The 18,607-nt window shown below is 75.0% G+C and carries 12 protein-coding genes, 1 tRNA gene and 1 riboswitch; of the genes, 8 read left to right on the plus strand and 5 right to left on the minus strand.

Translation table 11 applies throughout. The features are described 5' to 3' along the window. The coding region (locus tag MHW47_RS18495; protein ID WP_239224669.1) for an NPCBM/NEW2 domain-containing protein at positions 1-635 on the plus strand (635 nt) is incomplete at its 5' end. Here the strand turns inward: MHW47_RS18495 and MHW47_RS18500 are convergent. After that, positions 622-4,251: a BTAD domain-containing putative transcriptional regulator gene (locus MHW47_RS18500; protein ID WP_239224670.1), complete on the minus strand. Its 3,630-nt coding sequence runs from the start codon at positions 4,249-4,251 to the stop codon at positions 622-624. The genes MHW47_RS18495 and MHW47_RS18500 overlap by 14 nt on opposite strands. 67 nt (positions 4,252-4,318) lie before the next feature. Next, a complete protein-coding gene (locus MHW47_RS18505) occupies positions 4,319-6,430 on the minus strand; it encodes an asparagine synthase-related protein (RefSeq protein WP_239224672.1) in 2,112 nt (703 codons plus the stop codon). 1,255 nt (positions 6,431-7,685) lie between these two features. On the opposite strand from MHW47_RS18505, the gene MHW47_RS18510 reads away from it, so the two are divergent. The 4 genes from MHW47_RS18510 (at position 7,686) to MHW47_RS18525 (ending at position 13,071) form a co-directional block, all read left to right on the plus strand. Beyond that, complete coding sequence (locus MHW47_RS18510) at positions 7,686-9,245, plus strand: sporulation protein (protein WP_239224673.1); 1,560 nt, start codon at positions 7,686-7,688, stop codon at positions 9,243-9,245. A 132-nt stretch (positions 9,246-9,377) separates the two neighbouring features. Next, positions 9,378-10,628, plus strand: coding sequence for an L-2-hydroxyglutarate oxidase (lhgO, locus tag MHW47_RS18515; protein WP_239224674.1), 1,251 nt, complete (start codon positions 9,378-9,380; stop codon positions 10,626-10,628). Between the two features lie 25 nt (positions 10,629-10,653). Beyond that, the gene (trmB, locus tag MHW47_RS18520) at positions 10,654-11,496 is read left to right on the plus strand and encodes a tRNA (guanosine(46)-N7)-methyltransferase TrmB (RefSeq protein WP_239224682.1); all 843 of its coding nucleotides are present in this window, start codon (positions 10,654-10,656) and stop codon (positions 11,494-11,496) included. A 51-nt stretch (positions 11,497-11,547) separates the two neighbouring features. After that, entirely contained in the window at positions 11,548-13,071 is a 1,524-nt protein-coding gene (locus MHW47_RS18525; RefSeq protein ID WP_239224676.1) for a PrsW family intramembrane metalloprotease, read from the plus strand. 69 nt (positions 13,072-13,140) lie between these two features. Here MHW47_RS18525 and MHW47_RS18530 read toward each other — a convergent pair whose 3' ends face one another. From MHW47_RS18530 to MHW47_RS18540, 3 genes are all read right to left on the minus strand, one after another. Next, on the minus strand, positions 13,141-14,319 hold the full coding sequence (locus MHW47_RS18530) for a M23 family metallopeptidase (protein WP_239224677.1): 1,179 nt from the start codon (positions 14,317-14,319) through the stop codon (positions 13,141-13,143). 11 nt (positions 14,320-14,330) lie between these two features. Continuing rightward, positions 14,331-14,484, minus strand: a riboswitch (cyclic di-AMP (ydaO/yuaA leader). Positions 14,485-14,695: 211 nt separating this feature from the next. Continuing rightward, positions 14,696-15,859: a PP2C family protein-serine/threonine phosphatase gene (locus tag MHW47_RS18535; protein ID WP_374230113.1), complete on the minus strand. Its 1,164-nt coding sequence runs from the start codon at positions 15,857-15,859 to the stop codon at positions 14,696-14,698. Positions 15,860-16,045: 186 nt separating this feature from the next. Then, positions 16,046-16,119: transfer RNA gene (locus MHW47_RS18540), tRNA-Met, on the minus strand. A gap of 200 nt (positions 16,120-16,319) precedes the next feature. Here MHW47_RS18540 and MHW47_RS18545 point away from each other — a divergent pair. The 3 genes from MHW47_RS18545 to MHW47_RS18555 form a co-directional block, all read left to right on the plus strand. Beyond that, positions 16,320-16,730: an SHOCT domain-containing protein gene (locus MHW47_RS18545; RefSeq protein WP_239224679.1), complete on the plus strand. Its 411-nt coding sequence runs from the start codon at positions 16,320-16,322 to the stop codon at positions 16,728-16,730. A 162-nt stretch (positions 16,731-16,892) separates the two neighbouring features. Further along, positions 16,893-17,636 (plus strand): FHA domain-containing protein, encoded by a 744-nt coding sequence (locus MHW47_RS18550; RefSeq protein WP_239224680.1) that lies wholly within the window; start codon positions 16,893-16,895, stop codon positions 17,634-17,636. Next, on the plus strand, positions 17,633-18,607 hold a 975-nt coding region (locus MHW47_RS18555; protein ID WP_239224681.1), incomplete at its 3' end, for a protein kinase. The genes MHW47_RS18550 and MHW47_RS18555, both read left to right, overlap by 4 nt.

Raw genomic sequence — 18,607 nt, forward strand, 5'->3', positions numbered from 1 at the left:
CGGCCCCGCCGCAACCGGAGCCGACGCCACCGCGCCCCGCGCCGCCGGAGCCCACGCCTCCGGAGCCCACGCCGACACCGACCCCGACGCCCACCCCGAGCCCTACCCCGACGCCCACTCCCACGCCGACCCCGACGCCCACGCCGACCCCGCCGCCTCCGACTCCGACTCCCACACCGCCGCCCCCCGCACCGGCGCCGGAGATCTACCAGGTGAACGAGCTGGCCTACACCGTCTTCGGCGACCACACCGCGCCCGAGGTCGTGCTCGGCGAGAGCGGCTGGGTCTGGCAGCGTTCCAATCTGTCGATCGGCGGCTCGCCGTACGCCCACGGGGTGACCGTCAGCAGCCGTTCCTCGGTGGTCATCCAGTTGAACCGCCAGTGCACCCGGTACGAGGCGATGGCCGGGGTGGACGACCTGACGCGCGGGCTCGGCGCGATGCGGTTCTCGGTGTTCGGCGGTGACGGTGCGCGCCTGTGGGAGTCCCCCGTGGTGCGCGGAGGCGAACCCGCCGTGCCCGTCGGGGTGAACGTCGAGGGGCAGCAGCGGATTCGCCTCGTCGTGGAGCCGGAGCGACCGTTCGGCGGGATCGCCCTCGCGGACTGGGCCTCGTCCCGCATCAGCTGCCGCTGAGGGGCGGCTCCTCCGCGACGGCCTCCGTCAGCAGGTCGATGACGTCGTCCAGGGTCAGCGCGCGGCCGGCGGCGCGTTCCCGTTCGTAGCGGGCGGCGCCCAGCTCCTCGCGGCACAGGCGCGCCGCCGCCTCGATCTCGGCCCGCTCCCCCTCGGTCCTAGGACTCGACACCCGCCGCCACTCGTCGCAGGCGGCGAAGACGCGGACGGCGGACGCGTGGTGGCCCAGCTTCGCCAGGACCGTCACCGCGCCGTCCGCCAGCAGAGCCGTGACGCTCTCCGCGCACTGCGCCTCCCGCGCCGCGACCAGGCACTCGGCCACCCCGCGCGACCCCACGGCCAGTCCGCCCGCGGGCTCCGGCTCGTACACGGCGATCCGGGCCGACAGACCGGCCATCGCCACCGTGAAGTGCGACGGCGGGCCGCCGCGCCCGGCCTCCTCCACCGCGGCGTCGATCAGCCGCCGGGCGTCCGCGATGTCGCCCCGGTGGAACGCCATGGTGGCGCGCAGATAGTGGATGTACGCCATGGCATCGTGCGTCTGGTGGCGCTCGGCCTCGATCTCCGCGCTGTCCAGCCGCTGCCGGGCGTCGGCCGGGTCGCCGGTGCGGTAGGAGAGTTCGGCGAGGCGGGCCAGGTGGAACGGTGCCTCGGCGTGGGCGCCGACCTCGCGGCAGAGCAGCAGCGCCTCCTCGTAGGCCGTCCGCGCCTCCTCGTAGCGCCCGCGCATCATGCCCGCCTCGGCCACCGCGCTCGCCACCTGGGCCCGCATCCAGCGGTCGCCGACGCGGCGGCTCAGGACGCGCAGCTCGTCGAGGTCGTCGTCGATGCCGGGCATCCCGCCGGGCATGTCCACCCGCAGGTGCGCGCGGAACATCAGGATGACGCCGTACTCCCACGGTTCGCCGTGCTCGCGGGCGTTGGCGACCGCCGTGTCGATCCTCGCCCGCGTGTCCTCCGAGGTGCCGGTGAGGTAGGAGGTCATCGGCCAGAGCAGTCCCGGGAAGCGCACCCCGTGCGTGTGGGAGGCGGCGAACGCGTCGGCCACCCGCGTCACGAGCGCGTGGAGTGCGGAGTCGCCCTGGGCCAGCGCGGAGTGCCCGCTCTCCGCCGCGTAGAAGAACCACAGCAGATGCAGGTTCATCCGGGGCCAGAAGCGGGGGTCCGACTCGTCGGTGGGGTCGGGTCCGAGCGAGCGGGCCCGCTGGGTCCAGGACAGGCCCTCGGAGCGGTAGTTGCGCAGCCACCAGAACCAGCCCATGCCCAGCACCAGACGGGCGGCTTCCGCCTCGGTGGGTGCGGTGGGCGCGGTGGTGCGCTGGAGGGCGGCCCGGATGTTGTCGAGGTCGGTCTCCAGGCGCTGTATCCAGGGGAGCTGTTCAGCGGAGCGCAGCCGTGGTTCGGCCTCCTCGACCAGGGCGAGGAAGTACGCGGTGTGCGCGCGCTCGGCGGCGGCGCGCACCTGAGGGACTTCGGCGCACCGCTCGGCGGCGTACTCGTGGATCGTCTCCAGGAGGCGGTAGCGCATCGCGCCGTCCGCCGCCGGGGCGGCCACCACCAGGGACTTGTCGACCAGCGCGCCGAGCAGGTCGGCAGTGTCGGCGGCGGGCCGGCCGGGCGCGGCCGGTGTGCTGATCACCGCCTCGGCGGCGGCCAGGTCCCAGCCCCCGGCGAAGACGGAGACCTGGCACAGGGCCGTGCGCTCGTCCTCGTCCAGAAGGTCCCAGGACCAGTCGACCACCGCGCGCAGGGTCTGCTGCCGGGGCAGCACGGTCCGGCTGCCACCCGTCAGCAGGCGGAACCTGTCGTCGAGGCGGTCCGCGATCTGCCGTGGCCCGAGCAGGCGGAGCCGGGCGGCGGCCAGTTCGATGGCCAGCGGCAGCCCGTCCAGCCGACGGCAGATCTCCGCGACGGCGTCCGCGTCGTGCGCGGCCCCCTGTTCCGGGTCGAAGCCGGGTCGTACGGCCCTGGCCCGCTCGGTGAACAGGCGGTGCGCCGGGTCCGCCGGGAGCGGCCCGACCGGCCGCACGGACTCGCCGGGCACGGCGAGCGGTTCCCGGCTGGTGGCGAGGATGCGCAGGTACGGGCACTGGGTCAGCAAGGTCTCGGCCAGCGCGGCGGCGGCCCCGATGACGTGCTCGCAGTTGTCCAGGATGAGGAGGACCGGCGCGGGGCGGGAGCCGTGGCCGAGGCGGTCCACCAGCACATCGACGGGGTCGGCGCGCGGGGGTGTCCCGTCGAGGGCGTTGTCCCGCAGCAGAGTGGTCTCGCGCAGCCCGAGCGCGGAGAGCACGGCGTCCGGGACGGCTTCCGGGTCCTCCACGGGCGCGAGTTCGGCGATCCAGACCTCCGGCGGGGTGGCGCCGGGAACGCCGGCGACGAGGTCCTGATGGGCCGCTGCCTCCTCGGCGAGCCGGGTCTTGCCCGAGCCGCCGGGGCCGGTGAGCGTGACCAGTCGGGAGCGGGTCAGATCGTCGTGGATGGCGCGGAGTTCGGGCTCGCGCCCCACGAACGAGGTGAGCCGGGGGCGCAGATTGCTCCGGGTGGGTTTCACGTGAAACAGCCCGGTTTCAGCGGCGGCCTGCCCGAACCTGGAGTCGGGAGCCGCAGCGGGGGCCGATGCGGAGGCCGATGCGGCCCCGGCAGCGTGAACGGACACGGCGGGCGCTGCGGTGGCGGGCGGGGAAGACGATGCGGGCGGGGAAGCCGGCGCGGTGGCGGGCGCGGACGTGGAAACCGGCGCGGGCGCGGAAGCCGGTGCAGGCGCGGACGCGGCAGCCCGTGCGGCCGTCGCAGCCCGTGCGGGACCGGGAGAGCCCGGGGCGGCGGGCATCTCGGCACCCGGCGCGAAAACCGGTGCCGGCGTGAGCAGTTCGCGGTGCAGGGCCACCAGGTCCGGTCCGGGGTCGGTACCGAGTCCTTCGGCCAGGGCGCGGCGGGCCTCCTCGTACGCGGCGAGCGCGTCGGCCTGCCGGCCGTCGGCGCGCAGCGCCCGTATGTGCTGCGCCCGGAAGCGCTCGTCGTACGGGTGGGCGGCGACCAGCTCCGTCAGCTCGGCGACCAGATCGGCGGCGGAGGGCGCGGAGGCGGGCGCGGTGCCCCGGCCGCCGCTCACCCTCCGCAGGTCCGCCTCGACGCGGCGTTCCAGCGTGGCCAGGCGGTGGGCCTCCGGGCGGAGGGCGTGGCCGTGGCCGCCGCCCGGCAGGTCGGCCAGGGCCGGACCGCGCCACAGGGCGAGCGCGGTCCGCAGGCTGCGGGCGGCCTCCTCCAGCTGCCCGGAGTCGAGCGCGGCACCGCCCTGCCGGGCCAGCCGCTCGAACTCGTACAGGTCCACGTCCTGCGGACCGGCCGTCAGGCGGTAGCCGCCCGGCGTTCGGGTCACCGCCTCCCGGCCGAGCACCCTGCGCAGCCGCCCGACGAGGGCCTGGAGGGCGGCCGGGGCGTCCGCCGGGAGATCGTCCGCCCAGACGTCGTCGACCAGATCGGCGACGGGGACGGGGCGGCCCGGGCGCAGGGCGAGGGCGGCGAGAAGGGCGCGCAGCCTGCTGCCGCCGAGGGGCAGCGCGTCCCCGTGCTCGTCTCGCGCCTCGGTGGCGCCCAGGATCAGATACCGCACCTCACCATTGTGTCCTGCCCCCTGCCCGGCCAGGACGGCCCGAAGGGGCCGCGCGAGCGGCCCCGGCTCATCCCTGGAGCGAGCGCCGGGCCGGGACGACGCCTCCGGCCACCGCGCGCTGGCGGGGGGCCGCCGTGCCCGTCCAGCAGGTGCCGCGCCGGGAGACGAGGCGGCGCAGCCACAGCTCCGTGGAGGCGAGATCGGCGAGGCCGTCCAGGGGCAGCGGCTCGCCGTCGGCGGCGGCGCGCAGGGCCTTGCGGACGACGCGGGCCTCGACCAGGCCGGCGTCCGCGAGCAGCGGCGCGTCGAAGAGGGCGATCAGCTCGGGCAGAGCGGCGCGCAGCCCGGTCCGGGTCACGGTGGTGGAGGTGTGCTGCGAGGGCGCGCCCCACCCGGGAGGCAGTTCGTGGATGCCCGCTCCGGCCAGCACCCGGCGCAGGATCGCCGCGCGGGCGCCCGGCTGGACCCGCAGGGATTCGGGGAGCGCGCGGGCGGCGCGTACGACCTGGTTGTCGAGGAAGGGGGCGTGGAGCCGCTGGGAGCGGATCTCGGCGGCCTGCTCCAGGATGCGGTGGTCGGCGGCGCTGCGGGCGAGCGCGGCCCTGGCCCGGGCCTCGCCCGGGCGCTGGACGGAGGAGGGGCGGATCGCCGCCTCCTGGAGACGAACCGATACTTCGGCGAGGGCCTCGCCGGTCAGCCAGCGCGCCGCCGGCCCCGGCCGCGACCAGGCAAGTGCGGCGAGCGAGGCGTCGGCGGGGGTGTCGAGCCCCGGCGCCACACGGTTGGCCTCGGGCAGTCGTCCGGCGGCGGTTTCCAGGCCGGTCCGGTACGACGTGCGGGCGAGGCGGCGGGCCGCCCGATAGACCGTCAGCGGCACGAACAGCGACTGGGCTGAAGGGCCTTCCGCCTTGGCGAGCGCCGCGACCGGGCGCAGCAGGTGGCGTCGGCGCCGGTCCATGAGCAGGTCGGCGAGGCGGGCCGGATGGGCGTCGAGCACTTGGCGGGCTCCGGCGCCCACGAAGTGGTCGGCGCTGCCCGCGGAGAGCCGGCGGCGGTGGCGTTCGGCGAGGACGAGGGAGGGGGCGGGCTCGTCGGTGAGCGCGCCGGTGCCCAGCGCGGCGTAGGGCAGGGCCTCCTCGCCCGCCGCGACGACGACGTGGTGCAGGCGGGGGTTGGCGGCGATGGCGCGGGCGCGTTCGAGTTCGGGTTCGTGGGCGCGGGTCGTCAGATCGTTGAAGGTGACGGCGAGCAGCCGCTCCCCCGCGCCGGTGCCGTGCCCCAGAATCGTGCCGGGCAGTCCGGGGAGCCCGGCGGCGAGCAGGGCGAGGGTCGCCGAGGCGCTGCCGCCGGAGAGGTCGGCGCCGATGCCGGGCACGGGGGCGCCTCGCGCGGCGCGGCGTTCGGCGGGCCCCATGCCGGGCACCGGGCCGGGGTCGGGCGGCAGGGTCTCCGGGGCGTGGCGGGGGGCCAGGAGCCGGGCGCGTACCGCTTCGACCAGGGCGTCGCGGACGCCTTCCACAGCGCTCACCGGGTCGAGTTGGGGCGCGGCCACGGCGAGGGAGGCGACGGCCTCGTAGCCGGTGATCTCGCGTGAGCCCTCGCGGAGGATCAGGGCGTGGCCGGGCGGGATGCGCTTCACGCCCGCGTAGGGGGTGCCGTCGCCCAGCGCCTCCGGGGTCTCGGGACAGGCCAGCAGCGCGGCCAGGTGCCCGATGTCCAGCTGGGCCTCGATCAGGTCGGCCAGCGGGAGGGCGGCGGTGGCGTACGCCGTGCCGCCCGCCCAGGGCGTGTAGAAGACGGGGCGGGCTCCGGCGAGGTCGCCGACGACGGTGATCCGGCGGCCGATCTGAACGACGGCCGTGTAGCTGCCGGTCCATGCGGTGAGGTGGCGCAGGGCGCCGCCGCGTGCGGCGAGGAGTCCGACGCGCAGCTGTTCGTCGGTGGCGCCGCAGCAGCCGAGGACGGCGAGCCGGACGGTGGGGGCGCCCTCGGCGGTGTCCACCCGGACGGTGCGGATCTCATCGGGCCGCCAGTCGCCGACCGCCCAGAGCGGATCGGGGTCTCCCCACAGGAGTTGGGAACCCACGGGATGCATCGTGCGCCCGTCGTCACCGCCGCCGACCGCCCCGGCCGTGCCGAAGCTCGCGGCGATACTGCTCCAACCCACCAACCAACGCATCGCCGCCTCCACAGGCTGTGGACAAAAACGGCGCGGCAGGCAGGCACCCGGAGAACTCCGGTGGCGATCGGCGCCGTTGCGGACATGCTGCCACGACAACGGCGCGCGGGAGTGGCTACGGACGGCGCACGTCGTACGCGCATGCGCCCCTGGCAAAGGCCGGAGGGCGAACGACGGGCCGCGCGGCCCGCGCACGGCCTCCGCGCGTCGCCGGGGAGGCCAACCCGGGGGCGACGGGCGGCCGTTGCGTTCCCCGTCGGCGCCGGGTGCGAACATCCGCTTCCGGCCATGCCGGGCGCCCCGGAGGCGCGGTCGCCGGACGGTCGGCGCGCACCCCGGCCCGACCCCGACCGACCGTCGAGATCCAGCCATTTTCATATGAAGAGGGAACCGCCGACCCCGCGATCAGCCGCCCCCTTCGCCCCCGTATGCCCCCGTTCGGCTGGGCGCTTCCGCGCCCGGCGCGGCCGGGCGTCCCCCAGGGGCGTCCTCCCCCGCGGGACGCCCCCGCACCCCCCTGCACGCACGGTCCGGGAGGCGGGCCTCGCCCCCCGGACCGGGTCCACCGCCTGCGGGGAATGAGGCGGCGATTCCCCCAGCTCCCTGCTTCCAGCTCAGCGAGCCGATCCACGCAGCACCCATGCAAGCGCTGCCCCCGAGGCCCGGCCAGAGCGCACGTGCGGGCGCACGGCCACACACCGGGGGGCACACGCCAACGCCCCCGACGGACCCCGCGACGGCGGCCGGGAGCGGGCGGAAGAGGCCGCGCACACGTACGCCCTCGCGCCGGTCCGTGCTGGTCGGCGGGGTCGCGGAGCACGGCGGCGACCGGCCCGGAGCGGTGGCGCGAGCGGTTCGCACACCGTTCCGGGCCGGTCGGGGACGGGGGCCGGAAGACCTCCACGTACCCTCCCCCGCGCCCCCTCATTCCCCTCGCTCCTCCTCCGCCCTTCCTCCGTCGCGTGTTCGCCCCCGGTGCCCCGTCCGCCCCTCGCGTCGCCCCTCGCCCCAAAGCTCCCGGCGTCCGTTCGGGGTGGACAACAATCCCGCCATACGGACGTCCGGCCCTTAACGGTAGGGATGCGACGAACTACGCTGGGTGCATCGATGTTCTCGGCAGGGCGGCATATTCCCCGTGGCACGGCCAAATGCGTGTGCGGGCGGAGTGACGGGGTTCGTCCCTGGGGAGAACACGGTACGAATGCCGCGCGCCGTGACGGTGACGCGGCTGCCGTCTGTGTGTCGAGGGGTGGCCATGTCCAGGGAGCAACGCGGACCGAACGAGAAGCTCGGCACCGTTCTCGCCCTCGCGGGAATCAGCAACGCCGGGCTCGCGCGGCGGGTCAACGACCTCGGGGCGCAGCGCGGTCTGACCCTTCGGTACGACAAGACGTCGGTCGCCCGGTGGGTCTCCAAGGGCATGGTCCCGCAGGGCGCCGCGCCCCATCTCATCGCGGCGGCGATCGGCGCCAAGCTCGGCCGGCCCGTCCCGCTGCACGAGATCGGGCTCGCCGACGCCGACCCGGCGCCGGAGGTCGGCCTGGCCTTCCCGCGCAACGTCGACGCGGCGGTGCGGTCGGCGACGGAGCTGTACCGACTGGATCTGGCCGGGCGCCGGGGCGGCGGCGGTGGGATCTGGCAGTCACTGGCGGGCTCCTTCTCCGTCAGCGCGTACGCCACCCCCGCGTCCCGCTGGCTGATATCCCCCGCCGACGCGTCGGTGGCACGGACCCCGGCGACGGTCGGCGGACAGTCCCCCGGCGCACAGGGCGCACCGGGGGCGCACGACGCACCGGGCGCGCCCGCGACGCCCGGCACCCCCGCCCCGCCGGCCCCCGGGAACAGCCTCCTCATCCCTGCCCAGCCCGGCCCCGAGTCCGGCGCCGACGCCTCCTCGCTGCGCGTGGGCCACAGCGACGTCTCCAAACTCCGCGAGGCCGCCCAGGACGCGCGCCGCTGGGACTCCAAGTACGGCGGCGGCGACTGGCGCTCCTCGATGGTCCCGGAGTGCTTACGCGTGGACGCGGCCCCGCTGCTGCTCGGCTCGTACAGCGACGAGGTCGGCCGGGCCCTGTTCGGGGCGGCGGCCGAGCTGACCCGGCTCGCGGGCTGGATGGCCTTCGACACCGGCCAGCAGGAAGCGGCCCAGCGCTACTACATCCAGGCCCTGCGCCTGGCACGGGCGGCGGCCGACGTACCGCTCGGCGGCTACGTCCTGGCATCGATGTCGCTCCAGGCGACCTACCGCGGCTTCGCCGACGAGGGGGTCGACCTCGCGCAGGCCGCCGTCGAACGCAACCGGGGCCTGGCGACCGCGCGCACCATGAGCTTCTTCCGCCTGGTGGAGGCCCGCGCCCACGCCAAGGCGAACGACGCGCCGGCCGCGGGGGCCGCGCTCAAGGCGTCCGAGAGCTGGCTGGAGCGGTCCCGCGAGGGCGACGCCGACCCCGCCTGGCTGGGCTTCTACTCGTACGACAGATTCGCGGCCGACGCCGCCGAGTGCCATCTCGACCTCAAGGCCCCGCGCCAGGTGCGCCGCTTCACCGAGCAGGCGCTGTCCCGGCCCACCGAGGAATTCGTCCGCTCGCACGGGCTGCGGCTCGTCGTGTCGGCCGTCGCCGAACTGGAGTCGGGCAACCTGGACGCGGCCTGCGCGGCCGGTACGCGGGCCGTGGAGGTGGCCGGCCGCATCTCCTCCGCGCGCACCACCGAGTACGTGCGCGACCTGCTGCACCGGCTGGAACCGTACGGGGACGAGCCCCGCGTCGCCGAGCTGCGCGAACGCGCCCGCCCCCTGCTCGTCGCCCCGGCGTAACGAGCCGGTGCGCGACCGGCCGGCCCGGCGGGCCGGCCGCCGCGTCCGCACGCCGGGACGCGCCACACGGCCTTACGGGGTTTGAGCCGGTTGTCAGTGGGTCAGTGCACTATCGGGGTGGGAGGTGGCGTGATGATGACGCACGCGGCGTACGACTGCGACGTGCTGGTGATCGGCGGCGGGATCGTCGGTCTGTCGACCGCGTACGCGCTCACCCGGTCCGCGCCGGGCACGCGGGTGACGGTCCTGGAGAAGGAGCACGGCCCGGCCCGCCACCAGACGGGCCGCAACAGCGGGGTGATCCACAGCGGGATCTACTACCCGCCGGGCTCCCTCAAGGCCCGGTACGCGCTGACCGGCGGCGCCGAGATGGTCGACTTCTGCCGGGAGCACGCCATCCCCCACGCCGTCACGGGCAAGCTGATCGTCGCCACGGACCGCGCCGAGCTGCCCCGGCTGCACGCCCTGGTCCAGCGCGGCCGGCAGCACGGCCTGCCGGTGCGCGAGCTGGGCCCCGCGCAGATCGCCGAGTACGAGCCGAAGGTGCGCGGCCTCGCCGCGATCCGGGTCGGCACGACCGGGGTGTGCGACTACCGGGCCGTCGCCGGACACCTGGCCGACGAGGTACGCGGCGCGGGCGGCGTGATCCGGTTCGGCGCGGAGGTCACAGCGATCGACCGCCGCCCCTGGGGCGTCGCCGTGCGCACGGCGGACGGCCTGGTGGTCCGGGCCCGCGTCCTGGTCAACTGCGCGGGACTCCACTGCGACCGCGTCGCCCGGCTGGCGGGCGACGAGCCGGGAATGCGGATCGTGCCGTTCCGGGGGGAGTACTACGAGCTGGCGCGGCCCGAGCTGGTGCGCGGGCTCGTCTACCCGGTGCCCGACCCGGCGTTCCCGTTCCTCGGCGTCCACCTGACCCGGGGCTTCGACGGCTCGGTGCACGTCGGCCCGAACGCGGTGCCGGCGACGGCCCGCGAGGGCTACGACCGGCAGGCCGTGCGGCCCCGCGAGCTGCTGTCCACGCTGAGCTGGCCCGGCTCCTGGCACATCGCCCGCAAGCACTGGCGCTACGGGGCGGGCGAGGTGCACCGCTCGCTGTCCAAGCGCGCCTTCACCGAAGCGGTCCGGCGCCTGCTGCCCGACGTCACCGAGGACGACCTGCGCCCCTCCCCCGCCGGGGTCCGCGCCCAGGCCGTGCTCCGGGACGGCACCCTGGTCGACGACTTCCTGATCCGCGAGGCCCCGCACACGGTGCACGTGCTGAACGCGCCGTCGCCCGCCGCCACCGCCGCCCTGCCGATCGGCCGCGAGGTGGCCCACCGGGCCCTGCGCCGGGCCGGGACGGCCACCGAGCGGACGCCCCGCCTCCGCGCGGCCCCGTAGAATCGGGGGCATTGTGTCTGAGCCCATGAACCCCTCCCGCCCGGCGTCCGGCACCCCCGCCGGGCCGGACGGCACCGCGCCCACCACCGCCGGAATCCCCGACGACCTGCGGATCGCGTCCCTGGAGCGGGCGCGCCGCATGCGCCAGGAGCCCCGCTTCCCCGGCGGCCCCGCCGCGGACCCGGCCGGGTCGCACCACGAGCGCCGCATCCGCAGCTTCCAGCCGCGCCGCAGCCGGGTCACGCCCGGCCAGCAGAACGCCCTGGAACGGCTGTGGCCCAAGTGGGGCCTGGACATCGACGGGCTGCGCGTCCTCGACCTGCCCGCCCTGTTCGACGGGCTTCCGGTCGTGCTGGAGATCGGCTTCGGCATGGGCGAGGCCACCGCGCAGATGGCCGCCGACGACCCGGGCACCGGCATCCTCGCCGTGGACGTCCACACACCCGGCCAGGGCAACCTCCTCGCGCTCGCCGACCGCAACGGCTCGACCAACGTCCGGGTCGCCAACGGGGACGCGATCATCCTGCTGCGCGAGATGCTGGAGCCGGAGTCGCTGGACGGGCTGCGCGTCTACTTCCCGGACCCGTGGCCCAAGAGCCGCCACCACAAGCGCCGGCTGATCCAGCCGGAGTTCCTGGACCTGGTGGCGGGCCCGCTGAAGCCCGGAGCGATCGTGCACTGCGCGACCGACTGGGAGCCGTACGCCGAGCAGATGCTCGAGGTGCTGACCGCCCACCCCCGCTTCGAGAACACCGTGGCCGGCGGCGGCTACGCCCCGCGCCCCGCGTTCCGGCCGCAGACCCGGTTCGAGGGCCAGGGCCTGGGGAAGGGCCACGTGGTCCACGATCTCCTCTTCGCCCGCGTCTGAGGCGTCCGACGCACCATGGCCGCTGTCGGTGCCGCTCGTTAGGGTCGAAGGGTGTCCGACGCCTCCGTACCGCGACAACGGCGGGATCAGCCGTCCGTCCCGGTGCTCCAGGAGCAGCGGGTCGGCGAGATCCCGGCCGCCGTGCCGGGCCGGGGGCAGTGGCGCTACCGGCCCCGCCGCGTCGGCGCGCTCTGGCGGAACCGCACCTTCCAAGTGGTCGCCGTCTTCACGCTGCTGGCGCTCTGCGGGGTGGTGATCCTCGCCCTCGTCCGCGACCAGACCGGCACCGAGGGCTTCCTCGTCGGCCTGGGCCTGGCCGTGCTGCCGGTCCCGGTACTGATGGCCGCCTTCCGCTGGCTGGACCGGGTGGACCCCGGGCCGTGGCGCAACCTGCTGTTCGCCTTCGGCTGGGGAGCGTGCACGGCGGCCCTGGTCGCGATCCTCGCCAACTCCTTCGCGACCCGGTGGATCGCCGGTGCCGACCCGGTCAACGCGGACACCCTGGGCGCCACCGTCATAGCCCCGGTCGTCGAGGAGAGCGCGAAGGCCGCCGCCGTCCTGCTGCTCCTCCTCTTCCGCAGAAGGGAGTTCACCGGGGTGGTGCACGGCACCGTCGCCGCGGGCTTCACCGCGACGGGCTTCGCCTTCACCGAGAACATCCTCTATCTGGGCAACGCCTTCGGCGAGGACCAGCAGACCGACTCCGGCTTCGCCTCGGTGACCGTGACGACGTTCCTCATCCGGGCCGTGATGACGCCCTTCGCCCACCCCCTCTTCACCGTCCTGACCGGCATCGGCCTCGGCGTCGCCGCCGCCACGGCGCCGGGCCGGCGGGCCCGGCGGATCGCGGCGCCGCTCGGCGGGCTGCTCCTCGCCATGGGCATGCACGCCCTGTGGAACGGCTCGGTGAGCTTCGGCCGGTACGGCTTCTACATCGTCTACGGAACGTTCATGGTCCCCGTCTTCGGTGTGGTGACCTGGCTGGTGATCCGGGCGCGCCGCCGGGAGCTGCGTTCCCTGGCCGTCGAGCTTCCCGCGTACGCGGAGGCGGGGTGGATCTCCCCGGCCGAACCGCTCGCCCTCGCCTCGATGCGGGCCCGGGCCCTCGCCCGGAACGTGGCCCGCCGCAGGTACGAGACGTACGGGACGGCGGGCGCACTCCCCTGGCCGGGACACCACCCGGCTCACACCGCGCCGGCCGGGGCGAAGGAGCGGGGCAGGGCGGCGGCGCACGCGGTCGCGGAGTACGAGGCGTTCGCGACGTCCCTCGGCTTCCTGCGGCGGCAGGCCCGCCGGGGCGCGGTGCCCCCGGACTTCGCCGCGCGCGAGCGGGAGCTGCTGCACCACCTGTGGCAGCGCCGGGAGATCGCGGGCCCGGCCCTGGCGTATGCGGCCCGCGCCACCCACCGCCGTCCGCCCGGCACCCCGCCGCCCTGGCCGCACCATGCCCACGGCACGCCCCAGCCGTATGGCAGCCCGGTTCCGCACCCGTACGCGGGCGCGCCGAGCCCGTACCCGTACGGCGCCGCGTACCCCTACGCGTACTCGAACCCGTACACGAACCGGCAGCCCTGACGTCGGGGGGTGTGCGTCAGGGCTGCCGGGGTTCGGAAGGGCCGTCGGGCAGGGGCCCGGGCCGAGGGGTCAGACGTTCAGGCCGCGGGCCCGGAGCCAGCTCATCGGGTCGATGCCCGCGCCGTCCGCGGTGTGGACCTCCAGGTGGAGGTGCGGGCCGGTCACGTTGCCGGTCGCGCCGACCCGGCCGATGGTGTCGCCGGTGGTGACCTTCTGACCGACGGTGACACCGATCGAGGACTGGTGGCAGTACCACACCTCGGTGCCGTCCTCCAGCTCCAGCACCGTGCGGTAGCCGTACGAGCCGGACCAGCCGGCCGACGTGATGGTGCCGCCGTGGACGGCCTTGACCGGCGTACCGGTCGGGGCCGCGAAGTCGAGGCCCGTGTGGTGGCCGGAGGACCACATCGAACCGGCCTGGCCGTAGGTCGAGGTGATGGTGTACGAGGAGGTGGGGAGGGAGTAGCTGGCGGCGAGCTTGGCCAGGCGCAGGGCCTCGGCCTTCTTCTTCGCCTCCTCCTCCGCCTTCTTCTTCTCGGCGGCGGCCTTGGCCTCGGCCTCGTCCTGCTGCTTCTTCGCCTCGGCGGCGGCCTTCTCCGCGGCGGCCTTCTCGGCGGCCGCCTTGGCCTCCTCGTCGGCGGCGGCGGACTGCTGCTCGGCCTGCTGGAGGATGCGGGCGCGCAGCGCCTCGCCGGCGTCCGTGGTGCCCTGCTCGGCCTCGGCGGTGGTGATGCCGGCGGTGGTCAGCGGGGCGGCGGCCGTGGTGGTGGCGGGGGCCTCGGCCCCGGTCCCGGCCTCGTCGGAGGAGAACAGCGCGCCCACGCCGGGAAGAGACGTGGCGTCGGGGAGATTGTCCTGGATGGAATCGGGAAGGGAGATGGAGACCGGCGGCTTGCTCTGCGCGGTGGCCATGCCTCCCGCACCGACGGCCGCGATGACGCCGACACCGAGGACGGTGGAGCTACGGGCCAGAGCGTTGCGTTGCTTGGCGACACGGTGCTTGCCGCGGACGGGGCGGACGGTCTCCTCGGTGGGGTTCCACTCGTCCCAGGTGCGCTCGGGGCCGGTGTCCCCGGCGCGGAAGTCGCTGCCGTAACCGGCGTCGGTGCCGAAGTCGCCGCCCCGCTCGGTGGCGTAGGCGCCGCCCTGTTCCGGGAGGTACGAGGTGCCGGGGGCGGCCGCGTAGTCGGCGCCGTACTCGGGCACGAACCGGGAGGGGGCTTCGGGGGCAGGCTTGTTGGACGCCACGCGGGCGCACTCCTTTCCTTCCTTCTCGCCTACCGGGTTAGCTGACGGGTTCGGAGCAGGAAGGTCTCCTACGGGTTCCTCCGCCTCTCGTGAAGACAGATTCGCCCGATTCACCCCATGTTGGTGGTTCCCCGGTTCCCTTGCGGAATTCGGCGCTCGCGCACGGTGCCGCCACTGACGACGGCTGGGACAACCGCGCTGCGTTATCGAACGTTAATAGACAGACGGCTCGGATTCCAAGCTGTTCCCCCTGATCGTTCACGCTCTCAGCAGGGATTTTACGGGACAGAGCCGGGCGGAACCGGGCGAGTTGATCGGCGTACCGCCACTACGTGTTTTCTGACGTTGCGTCAAATGTTATGCGGAGCGGGGCCTTTCAGTCACGCAGGGTGGTGTCCCGCTTGACGATCTTCACCGTCCTGCGCCGGTCGGGCTGCCCCTTCGCCTGCCGGGCGACCGCGAGCAGCGCCATGTCGTCCGTCGACTCGCCCCCCGTGTGCAGCCGTACGTCGTCGGCGAGCGCGGACAGCAGTTCCTCCGGGCCCGGGAACAGCCGCCCGCGCAGCCGCTCCGCCGGGTCGTAGAAGACGCCGTCCGCGTCGCGGGCCTCGGACAGGCCGTCCGTGAAGAACAGGAGCGTCCCGCCGGCCGGCATCCCCCACTCGTCCGCGCGGTCCGCCCGCACGCCGAGGTCCATGCCCAGCGGCAGCGCCGGCTCCGAGGGCGTCAGCGCCTCCACCGCCCCGTCCCCGTACAGCAGCAGCGGGTCGGGGTGGCCGCGGTTCACCATCCGCACCATCCGCGCGCCCGGCGGGATCTCCGCGAGCACGGCGGTGACGAACCCCTCGGCGGCCTCCGGGTCGCTCCGCCGGGCCGACTCGCGCTCCAGCGCCCGGTCCAGCCGGCGCGCCACCCCCTCCAGCGACTTCTCCTGCTCGGCCGCCTCCCGGAACGCGCCGATCACCACCGCGACCGTGCCGACCGCTTCGAGGCCCTTGCCGCGTACGTCACCGAGCACCAGGCGTACCCCGTACGGGGTCTCGGCCGCCGCGAACAGGTCGCCGCCGACGAACTCGTCCGCCTGCGCCGCCTCGTAGCGTGCGGCCACCTGGAGTCCGCCGATCCGCTCGGGCGGCACGGGCAGCACGGCCCGCATGGCGGTCTCGGCGATGATCCGGGCGGACGCCAGCCGTTCGTTGCCGCGCAGCACGACGCGATTGATCACCACGGCCTGGACGGAGACCGTCAGCACGGTGAGCATCTCGATAAACGGCACCGCGCCCGTCAGCGCCCCGGTGCCGATCCGGATGCCGGCGACGGCGAGCAGCGCGGCGGCCCCGACCCGGATCGTCGCCCAGGTGCCGAAGAAGGGTGCGGCGATCAGCGGGGCGGCCGCGAAGATCGGGACGGCGGTGAAGACGGGCGGGGTGAGGAGGTCGAACACCACCCCGATGACGATCATGGCCACCGGAAGCACCCGGACGAACCGGCGGCTGCCCGCGCCGCCGCGTCCTCGCCACCGTCGCGCCCACTTCCCCACCTGCGGTCTCCTGCCCGGTGCTGCCGCGGACGGTACCGCGCACCCCTTCCAGCCTCGCCGCGGCGCGGCCCGCGGGCGACTCCGCGACCGCCGATGGAGCGAGGCCGCCGCGCACCGGCCGGTCCGCCGGGGCCCGCAACGCATCAGGCCCGGCACGCAGTCTGCGTACCGGGCCTGATCCTTCAGTAGCGGGGACAGGATTTGAACCTGCGACCTCTGGGTTATGAGCCCAGCGAGCTACCGAGCTGCTCCACCCCGCGTCGGTGAACCCAACTCTACGGCATGTTCGCGGCGCCCCTGACCACGAGAGGACGGCCGGCCCGCACGACACCACCGCCCCACCGCCCCCTCGCCCGGTCCGCACCGCCGAGCAGTGGAGTGAATGTGGTGATATGACTGGTTTTGGATTCAGTCATTCGCAGTCATTCACCGTCATCCGACGGCGACGAGGGAGCGGACGATGGACGACTATCCCCTGCTCAACCTGTTCTGGACGATGCTCTGGTTCTTCCTCTGGATCATGTGGCTCTTCCTGCTCTTCCGGGTCATCACGGACATCTTCCGCAGCCACGACCTGAGCGGCTGGGCCAAGGCCGGGTGGCTGATCCTCGCGCTGGTGCTGCCGTACCTGGGCGTCCTGGCCTACGTGATCGCCCGCGGCAAGTCCATGAGCAGGCGGGACGTCCAGGAGGCGAAGGAACGCGACGCGGCCTTCAAGGCGTACATCAGGGACGCGGCGGCAACGGACGGCGGAACCGGCGGCCACCGCGGCAACCACGTCGAGGACCTGTCGAGACTGGCCGACCTCAAGGACCGGGGCGCGATCACCGAGGACGAGTACCAGCGGGCGAAGTCGAAGCTCCTGGTCTGAACGACCGGCGGCCCGGCGAGCGGCCCCGCCTCCCCGCGCCCCGCGCCGGATGACGCGCCGTGGCGCCCGAATGCGTCGTCCGTCCCCCTTCGACTCCCCTACTCTGCCGGGAAGTTGACTGGAGAGAACGACCCCGGGCAGCCGGGGAAGGGGGACGACTCCATGTACAGCGTCATCATCGTGCCACCCTCGTGCGGCAGCGTCGCCGAACAGCTCAGGATCGGTTCGGGGGAACGCGCCGCCTTCGGCCGGGCCTGCCACGGACCCGGCGACCTCCTCATCGACCACCCGGGCGTCCCGCGCAACGCGGGCGAGATCACGGCCCACCGGACGTTCTGGCTGCTGAGCAACCTCAGCGAGGACCAGACCTACGTCGTGGAGAACCCGGAGGGCGCCGGCGAACACGTCAAGGTGCCGCCGGGCCGGGTGGAAGCACCCGTTCCGTTCGAGCTGTCGCGGGTGACCCTGCCCGCCGCCGGTGATCTGCTCACCTTCGACGTCTGGGCGCCCCGGCACGCCTTCCGCAGCGTGCGCCGCCAGGGCCTCGACGGCGTCGGTACGCTGCCGGCGTTCGCCCTGGACCGCACCAAACGGTACTTCGCCGTCCTCGTCGCCCTGTGCGAACGCCGGCTGCGCGGTGAGCCGAACGCCCCGCTGCCCGCCGTCGAGGAGATCGTGGAGCGGCTGCGCCCCGGCTGGCCCAAGGCCAGCCGCTCGGCGGTGTACTGGAACATCGACTACCTCGCCCTCAAGCTCCGGCTGCGGCCCGACGCGGACACCGCCGAGCCCGGCCGCCGCACCCATGGCAAGAAGGAGTCCCTGGCCTCCCTCGCCCTGCGGTTCGACCTGGTCCGCGAGGACGACCTCGTCGTGCTCGGCCCCGCGCGCGCCGGGGCCGCGCGATGACCGCGCCGCCGTACGCGGTGCCCGTGCCCAGGGGCTACCGGATCGGGCCGTGGGAGGTACGCGAGCCCCTCGCGTCGGGCGCGTTCGCCACGGTGTACGAAGCGACCCGCGACCGGGAGACGAAGGACGAGCGGGACGGGCGAGCCGGGCGGGGCGGTCGGGGCGGTCGGGGCAGGCGGGGCGGCGGGTGGGGTGTCAGAGGCGCGCGGGGCGCCGAGGACGCGCCGGACGGCGGGCTTCCGCTCCGCGCCGCGCTCAAGTTCCTGCCCACCGGCACCCGCACCCCGCGCCAGCTGGAGCACCTGCGCGACCTCGCCGAGCGCGAGGTGCGGCTGCTGCGGCGGCTGCGCTCGCCCCGGCTGATCCGGATGTACGACACCCTGACCGTCGACGACCCGGACCACCCCGAACTGGACGGCGCGACCGTCCTCGTACTGGAACGGGCGGAAGGCTCCCTGGACGCCCTGCTGGCCCGTACCGCCGTCCCCGGCGCCGGGCCCGCCCTGCTGGCCCAGGTCTGCGAGGGCCTGCACCAGCTGCACCACGCGGGCTGGGTGCACGGCGACCTGAAGCCGGCCAACGTGCTGCTCATGGCGGACGGCTCCGCCCGGCTCGCCGACTTCAACATGGCGGCCGAGATGCAGGGCACCCATGCCTACACCCCGGCCTTCGCCACCCCCGACTACACCCCGCCCGAACTGCTCTGGCCCGTGGTCGACGAGCGCGGCACCCGCATCCGCCCCTCCGCCGACGTCTGGGCCTTCGGGGTCCTCGCCCACGTCGTCCTGACCGGCGAGTTCCCGCTCCCCGGCGCCTCCGCCGAGGCCCGCGCCGACGCGGCGACCCGGTACGCGCGCGGCACCGAGGGGCTGCGGCTCTCGCCCGCCCTCCCCGAGGCGTGGCGCCCCATCCTGCACGACTGCCTCGCCCCGGACCACCGCGCCCGCGCCACCGGCACCGAGGACCTGCTC

This window comes from Streptomyces sp. OfavH-34-F (assembly GCF_022347745.1).
Taxonomy (GTDB): domain Bacteria; phylum Actinomycetota; class Actinomycetes; order Streptomycetales; family Streptomycetaceae; genus Streptomyces.

Coding starts and splice junctions, on each gene's coding strand:
- MHW47_RS18505 (WP_239224672.1), bottom strand. CDS start 6,430: ATGCGTTGGTTGGTGGGTTGGAGCAGTATCGCCGCGAGCTTCGGCACG.
- MHW47_RS18510 (WP_239224673.1), top strand. CDS start 7,686: ATGTCCAGGGAGCAACGCGGACCGAACGAGAAGCTCGGCACCGTTCTC.
- lhgO (WP_239224674.1), top strand. CDS start 9,378: ATGATGACGCACGCGGCGTACGACTGCGACGTGCTGGTGATCGGCGGC.
- trmB (WP_239224682.1), top strand. CDS start 10,654: ATGAACCCCTCCCGCCCGGCGTCCGGCACCCCCGCCGGGCCGGACGGC.
- MHW47_RS18545 (WP_239224679.1), top strand. CDS start 16,320: ATGGACGACTATCCCCTGCTCAACCTGTTCTGGACGATGCTCTGGTTC.
- MHW47_RS18550 (WP_239224680.1), top strand. CDS start 16,893: ATGTACAGCGTCATCATCGTGCCACCCTCGTGCGGCAGCGTCGCCGAA.